The organism is Hyphomonas sp. UBA4494 (assembly GCF_002388935.1).
Lineage (GTDB): Bacteria > Pseudomonadota > Alphaproteobacteria > Caulobacterales > Hyphomonadaceae > Hyphomonas.
The window spans coordinates 25,489-42,766 of sequence record NZ_DGNK01000004.1 but is presented as its reverse complement, the minus strand read 5'-3'; the positions used below and the strand labels follow the sequence as shown (position 1 = coordinate 42,766).

The following is a 17,278-nucleotide window of genomic DNA, read 5'->3' as shown; positions in this document are numbered from 1 at the left end:
AATTAGACCAGATACTTTGCTGCAAGAAAGGACGCCCAAAATGGCATTTTCCCTCCCTGATCTCCCATACGGACGCGACGCCCTGGCGCCGCACATCTCCGAGGAGACCTTGAACTTTCACCACGGCAAGCACCACGCCGCTTATGTCAACAACCTCAACGGCCTGATCGAGGGCACCGACCTCGAAAACGAGTCGCTCGAATCCATCATCAAGAAAGCCGCAGCCGATAGCGGCAAGGCCGGCCTGTTCAACAATGCGGCCCAGGTCTGGAACCACACATTTTACTGGCACTGCATGAAACCGGGCGGCGGCGGCAAACCGCACGGCAAAGTGGCAGAACTGATCGACCGCGACCTGGGCGGCTACGACCAGTTCGTGAAGGACTTCAAAGCAGCAGGCGGCGGTCAGTTTGGCTCCGGTTGGGCCTGGCTGGTCTACAAGGGCGGCAAGCTGCACATCACCAAGACCCCGAACGCGGAAACGCCGGTCACAGATATCGACGCTACGCCGATCCTGACCATGGATGTCTGGGAGCACGCATACTACCTCGACTACCAGAACAGCCGCCCGAACTATATGGGCGCTTTCCTGGACAATCTCGTGAATTGGGATTTTGCGAACCAGAATCTCGCTGACGCGGGCGCCTGATTTGGGGTAAGGTCCTCTCGTCATATGGACGAGGGGACCGCCCATGTTTTGTACAAATTGCGGACAGAAGCTGGGAGATGGCCACCGCTTCTGCGCCAATTGCGGAACAGCTGTTACAGACGGCGCACACTCCGCCTCACCGCCATCCCTCCCTGCACAGAATGTTGATCCCAGCGTCGATTGGCGCAATTCGATGAATGTGGGAGAGATCATCAACCATCCCGATGTTCGAGCACGGGTCGTCCAAGTCACCGGGGCGACTCCCCAAGGGATGACCGCAGAACAGTTCTTCAAATATGCCGAGCCCGTCATGGCGGCGGCTGGCGCGGGCGGGGTCCCGCTGGCCGCGATGAAAGACATCGCCATCCCGCTTTATGCCAAGCTCGGCCTCAAGATGGACCGCGAACTGTCGCAAGGCTTTCGCAACACGTTCGGCGAAACGCTCGCTGCCGTGGTCTGTTCGCTCGCCAGCCGCAGCCAGCCAATCGTGGATATTTCAGAGGCAGGCGATGGCTGCATCATCAATTCCAAAATGGCCTCTTCTGTCTGGTCCTGGGAAGGCAACATGATCATCACTTTGGAATCCCGTGAGGAAGGCACATTGCTGAAAGGCACGATTACCGTGCCCGGACAGGCATTTGATTGGGGCCGATCCAAGCGCGTGCTGCAAAATCTGATCGATGACGTCCAGCGCTATCGCGTCTGACCTGCGCGCTCTCGGGCGAAAGCTGGGCGGCCCCCCTTCCATTTAGTCACAATTTGGCTTATGTGCAGCGCAACACGACGCTCCGGGCATGGAATTCGCCCGGCCCGCCAAAAGTGCACTAAGGCACTGAACGCGGGAAACTGCGGCCACCAAGGCCGCCGGGTTGAATCAGAAACCATTCCAGGAACCATAACATTGACTGACGTAACATTTGCAGACCTCGGCCTTGGGCCGAACGTACTTAAGGCTGTGGAAGAGGCAGGCTATACCACGCCCACGCCGATCCAGGCCGAAGCCATCCCCCATATCCTCGCCGGCGGCGACGTCACAGGCATCGCGCAAACCGGCACCGGCAAGACGGCGGCCTTCGTGCTCCCGATGATCCATCGCCTTGCGCGCGGACGGGCGAGGGCCCGCATGCCCCGTTGCCTGATCCTCTGCCCGACGCGCGAACTGGCCGCGCAGGTGGCCGAGAATTTCGAGAAATATGGCAAGCACCTGAAACTCACCATGGCCCTGCTCATTGGCGGTGTCAGCTTCAAGGAACAAGAAGGTCTGCTCCAGCGCGGTGTCGACGTACTGATCGCCACACCGGGCCGCCTGATGGACCAGTTCGAACGCGGAAAGCTGCTGCTGATGGGGGTCGACTACCTCATCATTGACGAAGCCGACCGCATGCTCGACATGGGCTTCATTCCCGACATCGAGAAGATTGTCTCCAAAATTCCGGCGAAACGGCAGACTCTGCTATTCTCGGCAACCTTCCCGACCGATATTCAGAGACTGGCGAAGACCTTCCAGCGCGACCCGGTCAAGATCGAAGTTGCCCGTCCGACGGACGCCGCCAAGACGATCACACAGCACGTGGTCCACATTCCGACCAATGACGCGAAGGCCAAGCGCACCGCGCTGCGCCGCGTGATCGAGTCCCGCGACGTGAAGAACGGCATCGTCTTCTGTAACCGGAAGGTCGAAGTCGATATCGTCGCGGCCTCTTTGCAAAAGCATGGCCACGACGCCGCCGCCATTCATGGCGACCTGCCGCAGGCCTTCCGCACCCAAGTGCTGCAGCGTTTCCGTGACGGCGACCTGAAGCTGCTCGTAGCGTCGGATGTCGCCGCACGCGGGCTAGACATTCCGGACGTCGGACATGTCTTCAACTATTCGCCGCCACCCAAAGACGAGGATTATGTTCACCGGATCGGGCGGACCGGCCGCGCCGGGCGTACGGGCGAAAGCTTCACGGTTGTGTCACCGTCGGACGAAAAATCCTGGGGCTTTGTCCTCAAGATGATCCAGCAGGATGTCGAGGACTATATGCCCGAGGGCCTGCTTGAGGAACTCGGAGACCTGCCACCGGATGAAAGTCGCAGCCGCGGCCGTTCCCGGTCAGGCAGTCGTGACGACAAATCACGCGGCGGTCGCTCGCGCAGCCGTCGGCGCGACGAGAACACCGACAAGCTGGAAGAGGCAACTCCCGCCGAGTCCAAGCCTAAAGCCAAGGCTGAAGAGCCCAAGGCAAAGACTGAACCGAAGTCCGATGCCCAGACAGATGATCGCCCGGAAGAGAAGCCAAAGCGTGAGCGTGCGGCGAAGCCAAAACGCGATCGCGAACGGGACCGCAAGCGCAAGGATGACGACCCTATCCTCGATCCGGCTCCTGAAAAGGTCAAAGGCTTCGGCAGCGATATTCCAGCATTCCTGAAACGCTAGTTCGAACAGACCGCAAAAGAAAAAGCCCGCCAGCATTGCCGGCGGGCTTTCTTGTTTCCGGAAACAGAGCCTAGCGCTTGATGCGGCCTTTCACCTGACCCCGGAACTTGTCGCCATAAGGCGGGCGCATCATGGCCAGCATCTCACCGCCCGTTTGTATGTACACTGACTTCTTGTGACTGAACTCCATGAAGCCGTCCCGACCGTGATAGCTGCCCATGCCGGATGGACCCACACCGCCAAAGGGCAGGTCTTCCTGCGCGACATGGAAGATGACGTCATTCACGGTCACGCCCCCCGACGTCGTATTGTTCAGCACGTAATCTTTCTCGGTCGAGTCCTCACCGAAATAGTAAAGCCCAAGCGGCCGGTCATGCGCGTTTACATATGCCACCGCATCTTTTGTTTCACCATAAGACTTGATGGGCAGGATCGGACCGAAAATTTCATCCTGCATAACTTTCAAATCATCGCCCGGATTGACGATAATGTGCGGCGGGATCTTGCGGTGCGGCTGCTGGGAGAAGTTCTCTCCCGCCGGATTGAGTTCGTGGACCTCCGCGCCTTTTTCGCGCGCTTCCTCGATATAGCTCATGATCCGGTCATAATGGCGCTGGTTCACGACTGACGTGTAGTCGTCATTGTCTTTCAGGCCCGACGGATACATCGTCTCAATGGCTTTGGTCGCCGCGCCCACAAATTCTGCGGTCTTTTCCTGCGGCACGAAGGCATAGTCTGGAGCCAGGCAGATTTGGCCTGCGTTCAAAGTCTTGCCCGCCATGATACGGCTTGCCGCTTTTTCCATATTGGCCGACCGCCCGAGGATGACCGGGCTTTTCCCGCCAAGCTCCAGCGTCAGCGGCACGAGATTGTCTGCTGCGGCGCGCATGACGTGGTGCGCAATCGACGTCGCGCCCGTGAAGACCATATGATCAAAAGCAAGCTTGGAGAATTCCGCGCCCACTTCCGGACCGCCCGTGATGACCGCCACTTCTTCTTCGTCATAATACTGACCAATCAGCTGTTTCATCAGCTCTGAGGTCGCCTCGGTGAATTCCGATGGCTTGATCATCGCGCGATTGCCAGCAGCGAACACGCCCGCCAGCGGCGCGAAGGTCAAATTGACCGGGAAGTTCCAGGGGCTGATCACACCGATCACGCCCTTTGGCTGGAACTGAAGCTCCGCGCGCGAGCCGAGCAAGCCAAGCGGAAATTCGACCTTGCGTTTCTCAGGCCGCATCCATTTGGCGACATGCTTCTTCGAGAATTTGAGCGCGCCGATAGACCCGGCAATATCGGTCAAATTTGACTGGTCCACAGATCGATGGCCAAAATCTTCCCGCATGGCTTCGGCCAGAGCGTCGCCATGCGTCACCAGGAGGTCGATGGACTTGTCCAGCCATTCGATTCGTTTCGAAACGGAGGGAATGCCGTCGCGAATATGTGCGGCTTTCTGGCGGCTCAGTATCGAGCTCATGCCGGATCCGGTAGCACTATCTAGGGCCATGTATTTCTTCCTTTGGGTCGTTTCCTCACCTGAGTGTAACGCGCATTGACCCCTGAACAAAATAAAAAACATTTCCGTTGGGTCAGGCGTTCACGCGGGCCAGACGACACAATAGGGTGGCAAAAAATGTCCATCGGGAGCGGAACACATGGCCTACACAAAAATTTCCTATGAGCTGAAAGGCGACATCGCCGTCATCAGCTTTGATGATCCAAGCACGCTGAATGCCTGCGGCGTCGATACAGCGCAGGAATTGCTCCACGCATTCGAAGTGGCAGCGGACGAGGCGCGTTGCACTATTCTGACCGGCTCAGGTCGTGGCTTCTGTTCCGGCGCGAATCTCGGCCCCGGCGGTCTCAGCGTACAACTCAGCCATGAAGGCTCCAAGCCAGATGCGGGGCGCGCCCTCACAACGCACTACAATCCGCTGATGCAGGCCATCAAGGAACATCCGCATCCGGTCATTACTGCCGTGAATGGTCCCGCTGCTGGCGTCGGCTGTTCACTCGCACTTGTTGGCGACATCGTGGTTTGCGCCCAGAGCGCCTATTTCCTTCAAGCCTTCCGCCGCATAGGCCTCGTACCAGATGGCGGATCGACCTGGCTTCTGGCCCGCACGATCGGCCGCGTGCGCGCAATGGAAATGGCGCTGTTCGGCGATAAGGTCCCTGCGGAAAAAGCGTTGGAATGGGGCATGGTCAATCGCATCGTTGAGGATGACCAATTGATGCCCACGGCTTTGGAAATGGCCGAGAAGTTGGCAACCGGCCCGACCATCGCCCTGTCTCTGGCACGCGAGCTGATCTGGAAAGCCTGCGAATCCGATTTCGATGAGGCCATCTATGACGAGCGCATCGCTCAACGCACTGCGGGGCGCACGGATGACTTCAAGGAAGGCGTTACCGCATTCCTCAAGAAACGCCCGGCAGAGTTTAAAGGGAAGTAGCCGGAAGGTTTATTTTTTGCCGTCCGTTTTCTCTTAACAATTGCGAAACGGCTTTGTCATATCCCTGTCCAAATTGGACGGGGACATTTCAATGACGACGGAATACCGATTGATTCACTTCAATTGCGCGCGCCCATTAGGCGCGTTCAACATGGAGAATGAATTCGTCCGGGTATTCATGGCAATTTTGCCCCGTATCTTCACTGACGCGGACTCGTTTGACGGCATGCATTGGCATACGCACGGCATCCGGCGCCCAAATGGTGACTGGTATGGCATGCAAGATGCCTTTCCTTATCCCCGCGACATGGCTGCGCCGGATGTGTGCACCATGGCTGGCTGGACATCGATCGAAGCCCTGAAAGAGTTCTCTTATAGTGGACGCACACACCCACCCGGGATGCGCCGTCTGTCCGACAGTCTGGACCGCAGTGACGGGGCCAGCTTCGTACTCTGGTGGGCCCCGCGGGGTGAGCGCTTCTCGATGCAGGATGGCTGGGAGAGGCTGCAATCCCTGAGGCAGAACGGTCCGACAGAATCTGCGTTTTCCCTTGAGCACCCGATCCGCAAACCGGTGGCAGCCTGATGCTGACACGGAGACTTGCACTCGGGCTTTTGGCGTCGATCCCATTGGCGGCGTGCGCCTCGTCGCCTGCGCCAGATGCCCGCCAAATCTATCTGGTCCGCCACGCAGAGAAAGCCGCCGGAGACGATCCGGACCTGACGGTTGTCGGTCGGGCCAGGGCTGATATTCTCGCAAACGAATTGAAGCAGGCCGGCCTTACAGCGATCTACTCAACCGATACCCGGCGCACGCGACAGACAGCTCTTCCAATTGCCAAGGCCACTGGCCTCACCGTGCTGCCCTATGACGCCGGCAATCTGGAGACCTTTGCGAACATGCTCCGCGCGACGCCCGGAAACATCCTCGTCGTGGGCCATTCCAACACCACGCCCGAACTCGTCAAAGCACTCGGCGGCAAACCCGGCGCGCCGATTGTCGAGGCCACTGAGTATGACCGCCTTTATGTACTGACTTCCAAGGGCCGCGGATTCCGGACAGAAATCCGCCGCTATGGAAACTAGCTCCGTCAGGCTGGAAGGCCCAGCCGATAGACGCCCTTGAACACATCCGGATCCTCGACAGGTTTGCCTTTCCGATAGATCAAGACTGTGCCCGCCTTGTGCAGGCGCACGGCTTCTGCCCGCACATCCTTCAGCACACGTTGAAAATTCGCATCACTCACGGCGCGCGCTGCCTGTTCAGCACTGATCGTCTTGCCTGCACCAGCTTCTGTGGTCAGATCTAGAATCGCCTGCCTGACCGGGTTCGCTTTCTCCTCGTTCACCAGTCCACCGCCGCATAAACGAGTTGCTGCAATTGTGGCCTGATCGGATAGGTGCCTGAAGGGATCATCTGTGTCGCCTGGATGACGACCATTTCTTCTTCGGGATCAATCCAGAAGAAGGTGGACGCAAGGCCACCCCAGCTGAAATTGCCCAGACTGGAAGGCTGCATCGAGGCAACCGGATCAGTCAGCACAGAGCCCCCGAGCCCGAAACCATTGCCTTCCATCCGCGCTTCGGAGAACGTCTTGTCTCCCATCTCCTTGATCGTCTTGCCATCCGGAAGATGATTTTGGCGCATGAACTCCCACGTCTTCGGGCTGATGATGCGTGCGCCGTCCAGCGTACCGCCACGCATCAGCATCAGGCAGAAACGGTGATAATCCCGCACGGTAGAGGCCAGACCGCCGCCAGCATTCAGCAGTTTCGGACGCTTGCTATAGAGCTTCGACTCCTTGCCAGCGGCATCGGACATCGATATCTCGCCAGTCAACGGATGCTTGTTGTAGCATGCCATCAACCGGTCAATCTTGTTCTCCGGCACCCAGAAGTCGGTATCATCCATGCCAAGTGGACCAAAGATACGTTCCCGGAAGAACTCATCGAGAGGTTGCCCCGCAACGATTTCGACGATCGCGCCGAGCACGTCAATGGAATGCCCATATCCCCATTGTGTGCCAGGCGAGAATGAGAGCGGCAGTTTCGCGATCCGCTGGCTCATTTCCAGCAAGGTTTCGGTCGGCGCACCGATCTTGTGCTTGCGATAGATCGCGTCAGGTTCGTCCTGCATCAGGAAGCCGTACGTGATTCCCGATGTATGCGTGAACAAGTCCAGGATTGTCATCGGGCGGTCAGGTGCGCGGGTCGTATAATCCTCGCGACTGCCTCCGTCGAAAACCTGGACGTCCGCGAACTCGGGAATGAAGCGCGACACTTCATGGTCCAGGCGCAACTTGCCCTCCTCGAACAGCATCATCGCCGCCAGAGACGTGACTGGCTTGGTCATGGAATAGATTCGGAAGATCGTATGCGGACCGATCGGTTCGCCTTCGCCAATATGCGTGGTGCCGGAATAATCCTCCAGCGCCACCTCGCCCCCGCGTGACACCAATGTCGCCACGCATGGTAATTTGCCTCGGTCGATATAGTTCTGCTGGAAATATTGCGGAATGGCTGCAAGCCGTTCGGCATTCAGGCCCACATCATGCGGGTCGGTCAAATCGTGTTCGAACATGGCTTAAAGTCTCCCGGATTTGGCCGCCTTGGCCAATTCGCGTGCGATGATGATCTGCTGGATCTGGCTGGTGCCTTCATACAGGCGGAAGATGCGCACGTCGCGGTAGAATCGCTCGATGCCATAGTCGGAGACATAGCCTGCACCGCCAAACACCTGCACCGCACGATCAGCCACCCGGCCGCACGCCTCGGTGGCAAACAATTTCGTGGAAGAGGCGAGTAGGGTGACATCCTCGCCCGCATCGCGCCGACGCGCGGCATCCATGATCATGCATTCCGCCGCATAAGTCTCAGCCTGGCTGTCAGCGATCATCGCCTGGATCATCTGGTGGTTCATGATGGCCGTGCCGAATTGCTTCCGCTCGAGGGCATAATTCACCATCTCGCGGATCAGGCGTTTCGACACGCCCGTTGCTACGGCTGAGATGTGCAGGCGTCCCTTGTCGAGCACGCTCATCGCAACCTTGAAGCCTTCGCCTTCCTTGCCGATGATGTTCTCGGCTGGCACGCGGGCATCTTCGAAGATCACGTCACAAATGTGCGCGCCCTGCTGGCCCATCTTCTTTTCCGGCACACCAACCGACACGCCCGGTGTGTCGCGTTCCACGACAAAGGCTGACACGCCCTTTGGGCCCGGCGTATCCACATCGGTCCGCGCCATGACTGTGAACAGGTCCGCCTTGTTGGCATTGGTGATGTAGCGCTTGGTGCCGTTCAGCACATAATGATCGCCGTCACGGATTGCCTTTGTGGTCAGGCTGCCCGCATCAGAGCCCGCTTCCGGCTCGGTCAGCGCAAAGCTCGCGATCAGATCGCCTGACGCGATGCCCGGCAGCCATTTTTCCTTCTGCGCGTCGGTCCCGAACAGGACGAGCGCCTGGCTCCCAATACCGATATTCGTGCCGGCCACACTGCGGAAGGCTGGAGAGGTCTGGCCGAGCTCAAACGCCACCAGCGCCTCGGTCTCCATGTCCAGCGCGAGGCCGCCATACTCTTCCGGCACCGCAATGCCGAACAGGCCGAGATTCTTCATCTCATCGACCACAGCCTGCGGAACTTCGTCCTCGTCGCCGACTTGCGCTTCGATCGGCACGCATTTCTCGGTCACGAAGCGGCGCACCTGCTCGATCAGCGCCGCGCGGATTTCGGCATCGAATGCCATACGATTTCCTCCGATTATATACCTTCCCACGTAATCTATGCCCCAACGGCACGCTTGTCGAAGGGTGACTGTGCGGTATCGTGCCGGAAAAACAGCAGGGAGGCGGAATGACCGCAGAAACAGTCCAAACCGGGGAGTTTGCCGGCTGGCAGACATGGCCCGACGAGCCGTTTGAACACGATGCCGCCGGTCCGTTCTATTTCAAGATTGACGATGATGGCCCGGTCGCGGCCTTTCGGGCACAACGCAAGCATATGAATGCGGGCGGCGTGATGCATGGCGGCTGCCTGATGGCGTTCGGTGACTTCTCCCTGTTCGCGATCGCGCATGACGGCATGGAGGGCGAATACGGAGTCACGGTCGCCTTCACGTCTGAATTTCTGGATGGCGCGTTGGAAGGCGAATACATCGAAGCGCGCGGCGAAGTGCTCCGCAAGGGGGGCTCCATCACCTTCGTGCGCGGCCTTGTCACCGCGAATGGCCGACCCGTCCTCAACTTCTCCGGCACAATCAAGAAACGAAAGAAACGCACATGAGCCACCCGCCATATCAGGATCTCTCGCGCTCCATTGAAGGCAAGACCGCACTCATTACCGGCGCCGCCAGCGGCATGGGCCGCGCCACCGCCCACCTGTTCGCCCGCCAAGGCGCCAACGTCGCCGTGACAGACCTCAAGCAGGAAAATGTCGATGTCGTTGTTCAGGAAATCCGTGATGCTGGCTTCGCCAATGTGCAGGGCTGGGCGCTGGACGTCAGCGACAAGGACGCGATCAAGCGCGTCGTGGACGAGACGGCCGCGCATTTCGGCGGGCTGGAAATTCTCGTGAACAATGCCGGCTTCGCCAGGATGGCTGACGTTGCCGAGGAAAGCTATGAAGACGCATGGGCCGACAGCATCAATGTCATGCTGACCTCCCACCAGCGCGCCATCCGCGCAGCGCTCCCTTACATGCGCAAGGCAGGCTTTGGTCGCATCGTGAACATTGCGTCCACGGAAGGCCTTGGCGCCACGCCGGGCAATTCGCCCTATGTCGCAGCCAAACATGGCGTCATCGGCCTGACCCGCGGGCTCGCCGTCGACCTTGGTCGTGAAGGCATCACCGTCAATGCGATCTGCCCCGGCCCGATCCATACGGGCATCACCGCTGGCATCCAGGACGAGCACAAGGAAATCTACGCCAAGCGCCGCGTGCCTTTGCGCCGTTACGGCATCCCGGAAGAGGTGGCCAATATGACGCTATCTCTCGTCCTGCCAGCGGCCAGCTTCCTGACCGGCGTGCATATCCCGGTCGATGGCGGGATGAACATCAAGAACGCCTAGCCCGCAAAACCGCGTGCCTTCATGGCGTCGTACCAGCGACCGAGATTCTCGTGCTCCTTGTGCGGCGCCCATTTCATGACGCGGCAGAAGCCACAGGTGATGAACAGCGTAATGTCCGCAATCGAGAACCGGTCAGCCGCGAGGAATTCGTGGTCGGCAAGGTGGGCATCAAACCGCTCAGCCATGCGCTTGGCGTTCTTCTCACCCTTGGCAGCGGCCTCGGCGCTCTGCGGGACTTCCAGCGGCGCCATCATCTCATGCGCATTGCGGAACCAGGTCGCGAACTGCACCATGAACATCAGCTCGACCCGGCGATCCCACATCTCGATCAGGGCCTTTTCCTTCGCGTCCGTTCCCATCAGGTTCGGCTCCGGGAAGACATTCTCGAAATAGGTACAAATCGCCCGGCTTTCGGTGACCTTGGTCCCATCATCCAGCACCAGCGCCGGCACCTGCGCAAACGGAGAGACCTCGCGATATTCCTTCGTCCGGTGCTCCTGTTTCATGATGGAGACTTCTTCCAGATCCACCGCGTCCAATTTGCCTTTCGCGCGCAGGAAAAAGACAACCCGGTCCGGATTGGGGGCCATGGGGCTATGATAGAGTTTCATCGGTTTCCTCCTAGAATGTTTTTCTCATGCCCAGCGTCGCATTCAGAGGTTCGCCAGGGAAGTAGCGTTCATTGCCAAAGGCGAGATCTGCCCGGTCGGCATAATTTTCGTCTGTCAGATTCCGCACGATCGAGAACAGCTCGGCCGTCTCGCTGAGGGCCCACGCGCCCCGCGCGCCCAGCACGGTGTGGCCGGGGTAAGTGGTCGTGTTCGCGGGATCCACGAAATACTCGCCGACATGATCAACATTCAGTGACAGTTTGATCGCGTCCGTCGCCTGCCAGTCGAGCGACACATTGGCCAGCCATTCCGGCGCCGTGTCGATTTCATTGCCGTCGCGGATGGTCTCGGTGCCAGAGCCGGTGATCCGGTCGAATGTATAGGTCTGGTCAGACCAGCTGGCCGAGCCGGACACGCTCAGGACAGGCGTCAGCTCAAATGCCGCGGAGGCTTCCACGCCCTTGTGCTCGGTCGCCCCATCCGGAACGTTCAGCCCGTCACTGTCACGAAAGAAGAAATTGTCCTTCTCCATCCAGTAGGCCGCAACATCATATACCAGCCGACCGTTCAGCGCATTGCCCCGCGCGCCAATCTCGACGCTGTCGAGCGTCTCTTCCTCCACCTGTCCGGACACTTGCAGGCTTTGCAGGCGGTAGAGATCAGAGGCCTGTGGCGCGCGCTCGCCGCGGGCATAGTTCGCATAAAGATCGGTCACCTCCGTTACCGACCAGATCAGGCCCAGCTTCGGCGTCAGGAGGTCAAAATTATCGGTCCGGTCATCCGGCACATTGAACCGGCCATTGATGCCGGGCGCCACATCGGTCGAATAGTCATACTCATGCGCTTCCGCGCGCAGCCCAGCCAGCACGTGCACATCCTCACTCAGCGCAAAATCCAGCTCGCCCCAGACCGCCCCCATCAACGTGTTGACGGTGTAGTCATAGTGTTTACCTTGCGGGAAACGCGAGTCGCCCGGAAAGAAGCCGAACGGTTCGGGCTGGATTTCAGTCAGCCAGCCGCTTGCAACATCAACATCCGCGCCCACGCGCCAGGTCAGGCTGTCGGAAGCCTCCCGTTCAAAGCGCGCCATCACACCCCCACCGGTCGAGCCATTCTTCTCCACGCCACCATTCGGCAGGAAGTGCTGTGCAAAGATCATCGACTGGGTGTGCGCATACGGCGTCAGGGTCAGCGTGCCGCCGCTGAGGTTTTGAGACAGCCGCGCGCCTGCCCGCGCCGACCACGCATCGCGGTAGGCTTCCGGGTTCGGATTGGATTTGGCAATGTCCTCATCCTTGTAGGCATCCGGCCCCTGAGCAAAGCCGGCCGTTTCCTGGTTGAGGTTTGACGCGGTGAGCCATGTCGTCGTGTCCCAGTCGCCCAGCATCCAGTCGCCGACCAGTGTCAGTTTCTGCTGGTCCACGCCCGTATTGTCGCGCCAGCCCGTATCCTTCTGCAAGGATACCGCCGCCAGCCAGTGCGCCCCCTCGTCCAGCGTGACATCCGTGCGCCAGCGACCAAGAGTGCCATAGCTCGCGACCACCTGGCCGCCGCTGCCGACTTCCGGCAAGATGACATTGACCAGTCCGTGCACGGCATTGGAACCGTATTTCGCACTGCCCGGCCCGCGCACGACTTCAATCGCGCTCGCCACTTCATGATGTGGCTCGAACAGACTGTTGACGTTGCCAAAAGCGGGCGAGCGCACCGGCACGCCATTCTCCATGACCAGGAAACTTCCCTGCCCGGCCCCGCCGGTCAGCACGGGTGAGCGGATTGCAACCAGATGCTCCTGCCCGGAATTCATCTGAATGTTCACGCCGGGCAATTTGTTCAGGATCTCAGCAGGATGATCGGCGAGCGTCTCGTCGATCTCAGCAGCGTCCAGACCCGCAAGGCTCCCGGGATCGGTCTCTGTCCGATCACCCCAGACGCTCACCGGCGCCAAGCGTTCCTGTGCCAAAGAAGGCATAGCCGTTGCCATACCGCAGGCGGCCAGCAACCCAATTCGAAATCGTGTCATCTTCATATCCCGCACTCGTGCCAATCCCAGCCCTGAAGTCTAGGCCTGACCGTGCGGGAGGCGAGCGGAAAGATCAGCCACCCACACCTGCAAATAGCTGATATGGCAGCGCCCCGACCACCGCGCCAGAAAGACACGTCGCCAGCGTCCCCGCCAACAGCGTCCGCCAAGCCAGCGCCAGGAAATCATCCCGCCGCGCCGGTTCCACAATGCTCAGGCCGCCAATCAGGATGCCCATGGAGCCGAAATTCGCAAAACCGCAAATGGCGTGCGCCGTGATGATGCGCGTGCGCGGGTCCATTGCGTCCTGAGGCACTTCAGCGAGTTGCAGGAAGGCCACGAATTCGGTCAGCACCGTCTTCACGCCCATCAGCGAGCCCGATTGCGCCGCCTCGCCCATCGGCACGCCGATCATGTACATCAGCGGCGCGAAGATCCAGCCAAGGATACGCTCAATGGAGAGCGGTGCACCCGCCACATCCGGGAATGCGCCCAGCCCTGCATTGACCAGCCAGAGCAGCGCCAGCGCCGCGATCAGCATGGTCGCAATGTTCAGCACGATCTTCAGGCCGTCAGAGGCGCCCGTCGAAAAAGCATCCATCGTGGAAGAATAGCTGAAATCAGGTTCCTTCATCCGCTCGGTCGCGGGCGTCGTCTCCGGAATCAGGCAGAGCGCCACGGCCACCGCTGCCGGGGCCGCCATGATGGAGGCGGTCAGCAGTTGTGCCAGCGGATTGTCCATCTTGCCTTCAAGGAACGCCCCATACACCACAAGCACACTGCCTGCGATGGTCGCAAAGCCCGCCGTCATCATGATCAGCAGCTCAGACCGGGTCATACCCTTGATGTAGGGCCGGATCAGAACCGGCGCCTCGGTCATACCCATGAACACATTGGCCGACACGGCGAGAGACGTTGCCCCGCCAAGCCCCATCGCGCGCTGAAAGATATAGGCGAACCCGTTTGTGACCCATTGAAGGATGCGCCAGTGCCAGAGAATGGCGGACAGCGCGGCAACGACGATCACGATTGGCAGAATTTGGAAAAAGAACAGCGGCGGCGGCGACCCATCCATCAATTGCTGCGCGGCCACATTGTCACCGACATACCCGAACACAAAGCTGGTGCCGGCCCGCGTCGCATTTTGCAGGCCATCGACCACGTCATTGGCCTTGAACAGGATCGCCCGCACAAAGGGGATGCCAAACAGGATCAGCGCAAACACGAACTGCATGATCGTCGCGCCGATGATCAGCCGGAACGGAAACAGTTTCCGCTTCTCTGACAACACCCAGCACACACCATAGATCAGCAAGATGCCGAGCAGCGCCCGCGCATTGTCCCAGCCCCATTCATACCCTGCGATGGAAAGCATTCGCCGCTCCCTTTCCCCAAAACTGTCACATTCAGGCTTAGCGGCGCCTTGGCCGGAGGGGAAGTATTCATGTGCGCAACTGCGTGCAACTCCCCCAGCCTGCCCATCCTTCGACTTCGCTCAGGTTGAGCGCTGCAACCTGGCAGCAGAGTGCGGACTCATCCTGAGCGAAGTCGAAGGATGGGCGAAGTCGAAGCACCGGCGCGGGAGACTAGGGCCCGGCCCTCTCCCGACGTCCGGCTTGCGCGGCGCCCACCCGGCTGCTCAAGTGACGCGCATGGAAACACTCATCCCCATCGCGCAACAGATCGCAAACACGCTCAAGGCCCGCAGCGAGACCGTGGCCATCTCGGAATCCTCAGCTGGCGGCCTCATCTCGGCGGCGCTGCTCGCCGTGCCCGGCGCCTCGGCCTATTATCGTGGGGGCGGCGTTATCTACACGCCCAAGGCATTCAAGCATCTGCTCGGCCTGACACGAGAAGATATTGGCGACATGCGCTCTTCGACTGAGCCCTATGCCCGTCTGCTGGCCAACACCATTCGCGGCAAGCTCGCCGCCGATTGGGGCCTCTGCGAGACCGGCGCCTCAGGCCCAACCGGCAATGGCTATGGCGACGCCGCAGGCCACACCTGCATCGCCGTAGTCGGCCCGAACCGGTTCGAGATCTCCACCACTTTGGAGACCGGCCTCAGCGACCGCCCGGAAAACATGCGCCTCTTTGCAAAAGAGACGCTCGAAGTCTTCCTGGCGGCGCTGGGCTGATACCTAGCCCAGCTTGCAGACGCAGAGCTTGTTGCCGTCGGGGTCCCGGAAATAGGCACCGTAGAAGTTTGGCAGGCGTTGGCCCGGCTCGCCTTCACAGGTGCCGCCCATTTCTAGCGCTTTCTTGTAGGCGCGGTCGACGGTCTCATTATCCTTGCAGCCAAGCGCCGGCATGACGCCATTGCCGGCAGAGGCGGCTTCGCCATCATAAGGACCGCCAATCGCGATCATCGGCTGGCCGGGGCCGGTGCCATAGAATTGCAGCCGGTCATTGGCGAAGACGCGTTGCCCGCCCAGCTCCCCCATGACCGCGTCATAGAAATCGACGGCCTTGTCCTTGTCGTTTGATCCCAGTGTTACATAAGCCAGCATGACGATCCTCCCTGGATACTTTTCTTCGGCTGGCCAAAACGCAATCACGGCGCGGCAATCCGCGCAAGAGGTGACGCTACGGGTATGCTTGACGTTTACGTCAGCGTTTGGTCTGACACGAGGCAGAACAGTCAAGGAATGAGGAATAGTCCCATGTCAGATATCCGTTTCGACGATCGCGTCGCCATTGTCACCGGAGCCGGCGGCGGTCTCGGCCGTTGCCACGCGCTGGAACTCGCCCGCCGCGGCGCGAAAGTTGTCATCAACGACCTCGGCGGCACGCTGGACGGCACCGGCGGAAATTCCGAAGCGGCCGAAGCCGTTGTGAAGGAAATCGAGGCCATGGGGGGCGAAGCCATCGCGAACGGATCGTCGGTTTCCGACGAGGCTGGCGTCAAGAAGATGATCGATGACACGATGGCCAAGTGGGGCCGCATCGACATCATCATCGCGAATGCCGGAATCCTGCGCGACAAATCTTTCTCCAAGATGACCCAGGCCGACATCGATCTCGTAATTGACGTCCATCTGCGCGGCAGCTTCATGCCGGTCCACGCTGCATGGAACATCATGAAAGAGCAGAACTTCGGCCGCATCGTCGTGACCACATCTTCCACCGGCCTCTACGGCAATTTCGGCCAGGCCAACTATGGCGCTGCCAAGCTCGGCGTGGTGGGCATGATGAACACGCTGAAAATTGAAGGTGCAAAAAACAACATTAAAATCAACGCCGTCTGCCCGATTGCTGCAACTCGCATGACGGAAGGCCTGATGCCCGACGAAGTGCTCGCCCAGCTCAAGCCGGAATATGTCACGCCCGGCGTGATGAACCTCGTCAAGGATGAAGCCCCGACCGGCATGATCCTGTCAGCCGGTGCTGGTGCCTTCTCGATGGCGCGCATCGTCGAGACCGAAGGCGTCTTCGTGGGCCAGGGTGAAGGTCTGTCGGCTGAAGCCGTTGCGGCGAAATGGGACCAGATCACCGATGTCTCGACCACGAAGCCTGCCTTCCAGTCTGGCGGCGAGCACGGCCAGAACATCTTTGCGGCTGTCGCAGCCGGCATGAAAGGCTAAGCTCCGGCTTGCCAAATACGCGATTGGGGCGCAGGTACTTCCTGTAAACAGGGAGATTATCATGCGCCTCATCGCTCTTGTTTTGTCTATCACGCTTCTCACCGGCTGTGCCTGGTTCGAGAAGCCCCCGGAAGACACTATACTTGTTGAGGTTGAGCCAATTCCCTCGCCTCCCCCAACGCAACTGCCGCCTGGCCCACCAATCGCAGGTGTTGGTGAAACCTGCGGAGGCATTGCCGCCATCCAGTGTAGAGATGGCTTGTTCTGCAAAATGGATGACGGGGCCTGCCGCAACATCGCAGATGCGGCCGGCGTCTGCACCGAAGTCCGCCCGATGTGCACGCGCGAATATCGCCCGGTCTGCGGCTGTGACGGGAAGACCTATGGCAACAAGTGCGAAGCCCACGCCGCGATGACAAGCATCGCCAGCGAAGGCCCCTGCATGCTGGAAACGTCTGAGGAGTAATACCTCA

Annotated in this window: 19 protein-coding genes; 11 read left to right on the top strand and 8 right to left on the bottom strand. The window is 59.7% G+C overall.

The window, feature by feature from the left end:
- The first annotated feature begins 40 nt into the window (after nt 1–40).
- From B2P82_RS02100 to B2P82_RS02090, 3 genes are all read left to right on the top strand, one after another.
- Complete coding sequence (locus B2P82_RS02100; RefSeq protein WP_206992518.1) at nt 41–649, top strand: superoxide dismutase; 609 nt, start codon at nt 41–43, stop codon at nt 647–649.
- Between the two features lie 43 nt (nt 650–692).
- The gene (locus B2P82_RS02095; protein WP_290479084.1) at nt 693–1,355 is read left to right on the top strand and encodes a zinc ribbon domain-containing protein; all 663 of its coding nucleotides are present in this window, start codon (nt 693–695) and stop codon (nt 1,353–1,355) included.
- A 195-nt stretch (nt 1,356–1,550) separates the two neighbouring features.
- On the top strand, nt 1,551–3,068 hold the full coding sequence (locus B2P82_RS02090; protein WP_290480900.1) for a DEAD/DEAH box helicase: 1,518 nt from the start codon (nt 1,551–1,553) through the stop codon (nt 3,066–3,068).
- Nucleotides 3,069–3,138: 70 nt separating this feature from the next.
- On the opposite strand, the gene B2P82_RS02085 is transcribed toward B2P82_RS02090, so the two are convergent.
- The gene (locus tag B2P82_RS02085; protein WP_290494804.1) at nt 3,139–4,575 is read right to left on the bottom strand and encodes a coniferyl aldehyde dehydrogenase; all 1,437 of its coding nucleotides are present in this window, start codon (nt 4,573–4,575) and stop codon (nt 3,139–3,141) included.
- Nucleotides 4,576–4,723: 148 nt separating this feature from the next.
- On the opposite strand from B2P82_RS02085, the gene B2P82_RS02080 reads away from it, so the two are divergent.
- The 3 genes from B2P82_RS02080 to B2P82_RS02070 all read left to right on the top strand — a co-directional run bounded on the left by B2P82_RS02080 (nt 4,724) and on the right by B2P82_RS02070 (nt 6,607).
- Nucleotides 4,724–5,521, top strand: a complete 798-nt coding sequence (locus B2P82_RS02080) for an enoyl-CoA hydratase/isomerase (RefSeq protein WP_206992514.1) — start codon at nt 4,724–4,726, stop codon at nt 5,519–5,521.
- Between the two features lie 91 nt (nt 5,522–5,612).
- Nucleotides 5,613–6,107, top strand: coding sequence for a DUF3291 domain-containing protein (locus B2P82_RS02075; RefSeq protein ID WP_290494802.1), 495 nt, complete (start codon nt 5,613–5,615; stop codon nt 6,105–6,107).
- Nucleotides 6,107–6,607: a SixA phosphatase family protein gene (locus B2P82_RS02070; protein WP_290494800.1), complete on the top strand. Its 501-nt coding sequence runs from the start codon at nt 6,107–6,109 to the stop codon at nt 6,605–6,607. The genes B2P82_RS02075 and B2P82_RS02070 overlap by 1 nt, the downstream gene beginning before the upstream one ends.
- Before the next feature lie 5 nt (nt 6,608–6,612).
- On the opposite strand, the gene B2P82_RS02065 is transcribed toward B2P82_RS02070, so the two are convergent.
- From B2P82_RS02065 to B2P82_RS02055, 3 genes are read right to left on the bottom strand one after another with little or no spacing between them, the layout of a single operon-like run.
- Nucleotides 6,613–6,870, bottom strand: a complete 258-nt coding sequence (locus B2P82_RS02065) for a DUF3253 domain-containing protein (protein WP_290494798.1) — start codon at nt 6,868–6,870, stop codon at nt 6,613–6,615.
- Nucleotides 6,867–8,102: a serine hydrolase domain-containing protein gene (locus tag B2P82_RS02060; RefSeq protein ID WP_290494796.1), complete on the bottom strand. Its 1,236-nt coding sequence runs from the start codon at nt 8,100–8,102 to the stop codon at nt 6,867–6,869. Before B2P82_RS02060 ends, B2P82_RS02065 begins: the two co-directional genes overlap by 4 nt.
- A 3-nt stretch (nt 8,103–8,105) precedes the next feature.
- Nucleotides 8,106–9,266 (bottom strand): acyl-CoA dehydrogenase family protein, encoded by a 1,161-nt coding sequence (locus B2P82_RS02055; protein ID WP_290494794.1) that lies wholly within the window; start codon nt 9,264–9,266, stop codon nt 8,106–8,108.
- 107 nt (nt 9,267–9,373) lie between these two features.
- Between B2P82_RS02055 and B2P82_RS02050 the strand changes: the two genes are divergently transcribed.
- Together B2P82_RS02050 and B2P82_RS02045 are read left to right on the top strand one after the other, a co-directional pair.
- Nucleotides 9,374–9,802 carry a PaaI family thioesterase gene (locus B2P82_RS02050; protein WP_206992510.1) on the top strand — a complete coding sequence of 143 codons (429 nt, stop codon included), beginning with the start codon at nt 9,374–9,376 and terminating at the stop codon, nt 9,800–9,802.
- Nucleotides 9,799–10,587 carry an SDR family NAD(P)-dependent oxidoreductase gene (locus B2P82_RS02045; RefSeq protein ID WP_290479090.1) on the top strand — a complete coding sequence of 263 codons (789 nt, stop codon included), beginning with the start codon at nt 9,799–9,801 and terminating at the stop codon, nt 10,585–10,587. Before B2P82_RS02050 ends, B2P82_RS02045 begins: the two co-directional genes overlap by 4 nt.
- On the opposite strand, the gene B2P82_RS02040 is transcribed toward B2P82_RS02045, so the two are convergent.
- The 3 genes from B2P82_RS02040 to B2P82_RS02030 form a co-directional block, all read right to left on the bottom strand.
- Nucleotides 10,584–11,198, bottom strand: coding sequence for a glutathione S-transferase family protein (locus B2P82_RS02040; protein ID WP_290494791.1), 615 nt, complete (start codon nt 11,196–11,198; stop codon nt 10,584–10,586). The genes B2P82_RS02045 and B2P82_RS02040 overlap by 4 nt on opposite strands.
- 10 nt (nt 11,199–11,208) lie before the next feature.
- Nucleotides 11,209–13,221 (bottom strand): TonB-dependent receptor, encoded by a 2,013-nt coding sequence (locus B2P82_RS02035; protein ID WP_290494789.1) that lies wholly within the window; start codon nt 13,219–13,221, stop codon nt 11,209–11,211.
- 73 nt (nt 13,222–13,294) lie between these two features.
- Nucleotides 13,295–14,596, bottom strand: a complete 1,302-nt coding sequence (locus tag B2P82_RS02030) for a NupC/NupG family nucleoside CNT transporter (RefSeq protein WP_206992507.1) — start codon at nt 14,594–14,596, stop codon at nt 13,295–13,297.
- 277 nt (nt 14,597–14,873) lie between these two features.
- Here B2P82_RS02030 and B2P82_RS02025 point away from each other — a divergent pair, with 277 nt between their 5' ends.
- Entirely contained in the window at nt 14,874–15,359 is a 486-nt protein-coding gene (locus tag B2P82_RS02025; RefSeq protein ID WP_290494787.1) for a CinA family protein, read from the top strand.
- A 3-nt stretch (nt 15,360–15,362) separates the two neighbouring features.
- On the opposite strand, the gene B2P82_RS02020 is transcribed toward B2P82_RS02025, so the two are convergent.
- Nucleotides 15,363–15,731, bottom strand: coding sequence for a VOC family protein (locus B2P82_RS02020; protein ID WP_290494785.1), 369 nt, complete (start codon nt 15,729–15,731; stop codon nt 15,363–15,365).
- 153 nt (nt 15,732–15,884) lie between these two features.
- On the opposite strand from B2P82_RS02020, the gene B2P82_RS02015 reads away from it, so the two are divergent.
- Both B2P82_RS02015 and B2P82_RS02010 read left to right on the top strand, forming a co-directional pair.
- Entirely contained in the window at nt 15,885–16,805 is a 921-nt protein-coding gene (locus tag B2P82_RS02015) for an SDR family NAD(P)-dependent oxidoreductase (protein WP_206992504.1), read from the top strand.
- Nucleotides 16,806–16,866: 61 nt separating this feature from the next.
- Nucleotides 16,867–17,271 carry a Kazal-type serine protease inhibitor family protein gene (locus B2P82_RS02010; protein WP_290485003.1) on the top strand — a complete coding sequence of 135 codons (405 nt, stop codon included), beginning with the start codon at nt 16,867–16,869 and terminating at the stop codon, nt 17,269–17,271.
- Nucleotides 17,272–17,278 lie beyond the last annotated feature (7 nt).